This window comes from Micromonospora sp. BL1 (assembly GCF_003667485.1).
GTDB lineage: Bacteria > Actinomycetota > Actinomycetes > Mycobacteriales > Micromonosporaceae > Micromonospora > Micromonospora tulbaghiae.
In genome coordinates this window covers 1-2299 of sequence record NZ_RCVK01000064.1, presented here as the reverse complement: position 1 = coordinate 2299, position 2299 = coordinate 1, and the positions used below count along the sequence as shown (strand labels likewise).

3 protein-coding genes and 1 pseudogene are annotated in these 2299 nt (G+C 74.8%); all 4 read left to right on the top strand.

Annotated features, from left to right (window positions below; genetic code table 11):
• Nucleotides 1–484, top strand: a pseudogene (locus EAD96_RS00370) (histidine kinase); the annotation flags it as partial.
• Complete coding sequence (locus EAD96_RS00365; RefSeq protein WP_013288866.1) at nt 481–945, top strand: roadblock/LC7 domain-containing protein; 465 nt, start codon at nt 481–483, stop codon at nt 943–945. The pseudogene EAD96_RS00370 and the gene EAD96_RS00365, both read left to right, overlap by 4 nt.
• The gene (locus EAD96_RS00360) at nt 942–1391 is read left to right on the top strand and encodes a DUF742 domain-containing protein (protein WP_120572877.1); all 450 of its coding nucleotides are present in this window, start codon (nt 942–944) and stop codon (nt 1389–1391) included. The genes EAD96_RS00365 and EAD96_RS00360 overlap by 4 nt, the downstream gene beginning before the upstream one ends.
• Nucleotides 1369–2130, top strand: coding sequence for an ATP/GTP-binding protein (locus tag EAD96_RS00355; RefSeq protein ID WP_199733027.1), 762 nt, complete (start codon nt 1369–1371; stop codon nt 2128–2130). The genes EAD96_RS00360 and EAD96_RS00355 overlap by 23 nt, the downstream gene beginning before the upstream one ends.
• Nucleotides 2131–2299 lie beyond the last annotated feature (169 nt).

Here is a 2299-nt window from a genome sequence, read left to right as displayed (position 1 = left end):
GGCGCCGGCCGGGCCGCCCCCGGCCGTGGCGGCGCCGACCGGACCGAACCCGGTCGGCCCGCCCGCCGGGCGGCCCGGTACCCGGTCACCGATCCGGCAGCGGGTGCCCGGCGCGAACCTGCCGGCCGCGCCGCCGGCACCACCGGCCGGACCGGCCGGACCGGCCACCGGCGGGCCGCTGATCGGCGTGCCGGCGGACCCGTCGAGCGTCCGGGCCCTGGTCGAGGCGTTCCAGGACGGGGTACGGCGGGCCGAGGGCGCGGTCGATCCCACGCCCCCGGCGGCGGAACGGCCCCGGCTCAGCCGCCGGGTGCCCGGCGCGAACCTGTCCGTCGCCCCGGCGCAGTCCGTGCCGCCCACCAGCTCCGACCCCGGCGATCCCGTCGAGGTCCGCAACCGGATCAGCGAGTTCGAGGCGGGCGTCGCCCGTGCTCTGCGCGAAGTCAGTACCGACCGCCGCTACGAAGAGGACCCATCACGGTGACCAGCCCCTTCCTCCACGAGAACGTCGAACAGAGCACCACCGGCGACCTCAGTCCCGAGGCACGCACCTTCAACTGGCTGCTCGACTCGTTCACCTCCAGCACCGCCGGGGTGATGGAGGCGATCGCGGTCTCCTCGGACGGGCTGCTGATGGCCATGTCCGCGATCAAGGACCGGTCCAACGCGGAACGGCTCGCCGCCGTGGTCTCCGGCATGACCAGCCTCGCCGGGGGCGCGGCGAGCTGGTACGCGCTCGGCGCGCTCAACCGGGTGATCGTCGACATGGCCGAGGGCTACCTGCTGATCAGCGCGATCAGCAGCGGCTCGGTGCTCGGCGTCGTCGCCGACCGCACGGCCAACCTGGGCACCGTGGCGTACGAGATGACGCTGTTCGCCGGCCGCGCCGGCGGTGCCCTGAGTCCGCGCCTGATCGCCGAGCTGAAGAACGCCGTACAGCAATGAGCCCAGGGGCCGCCGGCGCGGACCCGGAGCCGGAACCCGGCTTCCGGATCCGCCCCTTCCTGCACGCGTCCGCTCCGGTCCCGGAGCCGGACGCGGGCGACGGGGAGCCGACCGGCCCACGCCCCTTCGTGCTGACGTCCGGACGGGTGGACGGCGACCCGGCGATCGGCCTGGAGACCCAGGTCACCGCTCGTCCGGGCAGCACCTCGTGGGCGGTGACCGCCCGGTTGGCCCCGGAGCTGGCGGCGATCGTCGCGATCTGCGCCGAGCCCGTCTCGGTGGCCGAGATCTCCGCCCGGACCCGGATGCACTTCGGGGTGACCCGGGTGCTGGTCGGCGACCTGCGGGCCGCCGGCCATCTCGACGTGCACGTCGCGGACGTCGACGACGCCCTCGATCCCGACATCATCCTGCGAGTGATTGATGGACTTCGTGCGATCTCCTGAATGGCCGGCGGCCGCCACGGGCGGGCCGTCCGCCAACAGCGCCCCGAGCCGCTACGGCGGCCCGGCCCCGCTGATCGGCCGGGCCACGCCGCCCCCGCCCACGCCGCCGCTGCCGTACCTGCCGCCCGGTGTGCCGCCGGCCGAACCGGCCCCGATCGTCAGCCGGGTGCCGGCGCCCCGGCCGCCGATCCCGGTCAAGATCCTCATCGCCGGCGGGTTCGGGGTCGGCAAGACCACCACCGTCGGCGCGATCTCCGAGATCGCTCCGCTGACCACCGAGGCGGAGATGACCACCGCCGGCATCGGCATCGACGACCCGGGCGGGGTCGCCGGCAAGACCACCACCACCGTCGCCATGGACTTCGGCTGCGTGACCATCGACCGCAGCCTGAAGCTCTACCTCTTCGGTACGCCCGGACAGGCGCGCTTCGGGTTCATGTGGGACGACCTGGCCCGGGGCGCGCTCGGCGCGCTCGTGGTGGTGGACAGCGCCCGGCTCGACGACTGCTACCCGGCGATCGACTTCTTCGAGCGGTCCGGGCTGCCGTTCGCGGTGGGCGTCAACGCCTTCGACGGCCGGCTGGCCCTGGACCTGCCGTCGATCCGCTGGGCGCTGGCGATCGGTGAGCACGTGCCGCTGGTGCAGTTCGACGCCCGGGACCGCCTCTCGGTACGGGACGCCCTGCTCGTCGTCCTGGACCGCGCGCTGGACCGGGCCACCCGATCCCGGGCAGGCTGAACCGGCAGTCGTTTCGATCCGTTGTCCGGCGAAGGGGTGGACGCCATGAGGGGTGATCTGGACGAGACACTGGCCCGGATGGCGCGGCGCGAGGAGGCGCTGCGCCGCCGGGCGCCGATGCCCGGGGAGCCGGCTGGGGCGACCGGGCGGGACGTGGCCGAGGAGGCGG

What these genes read in the sequence shown, in the direction of transcription:
- EAD96_RS00360 (WP_120572877.1), top strand. Translation starts at nt 942, where the DNA reads ATGAGCCCAGGGGCCGCCGGCGCGGACCCGGAGCCGGAACCCGGCTTC.
- EAD96_RS00355 (WP_199733027.1), top strand. Translation starts at nt 1,369, where the DNA reads ATGGACTTCGTGCGATCTCCTGAATGGCCGGCGGCCGCCACGGGCGGG.